Origin of the sequence: Streptomyces sp. Ru72, assembly GCF_002920635.1 — a bacterium.
Classification (GTDB): Bacteria; Actinomycetota; Actinomycetes; order Streptomycetales; family Streptomycetaceae; genus Streptomyces.
The window spans coordinates 1-544 of the sequence record NZ_PQSR01000252.1; the positions used below are offsets into that span (position 1 = coordinate 1).

The 544-nt window shown below is 65.3% G+C and carries 1 pseudogene; it reads left to right on the forward strand.

From position 1 onward, the window contains the following. A pseudogene (locus C3488_RS39765) lies at positions 1-544 on the forward strand (alpha-1,4-glucan--maltose-1-phosphate maltosyltransferase); the annotation flags it as partial.

Here is a 544-nt window from a genome sequence, read left to right on the forward strand (position 1 = left end):
TATGCGGCCGAACTTCTTCGTGAACACCCCGGACATCCTGCATGCGTATCTGCAGCACGGGGGGCGGCCCGCGTTCGAGGTGCGGGCGGTGCTGGCGGCGACGTTGTCGCCGACGTGGGGGGTGTACTCGGGGTACGAGTTGTGTGAGAACGTGCCTTTGCGGGAGGGCAGTGAGGAGTATCTGGACTCGGAGAAGTACCAGCTCAGGCCCCGGGACTGGGAAGCCGCCGAACGCGAGGGACGCAGCATCGCCCCCCTGATCACCAGGCTGAACGAGGTCCGCCGGAACAGTCCGGCACTGCGGCAGCTGCGTGACCTGCACTTCCATCACGCCGACAAGGACGCGGTGATCGCCTACTCCAAGCGTTCGGGTTCGAACACGGTTCTGGTGGTCGTGAACCTCGACCCTCACCACACCCAGGAGGCGACGGTCTCGTTGGACATGCCGCGACTCGGCCTCGACTGGCACGAGACCGTCCCGGTGCGCGACGAGCTCACCGGTGTCATCTATCACTGGGGCAGGGCCAACTATGTACGTCTCACG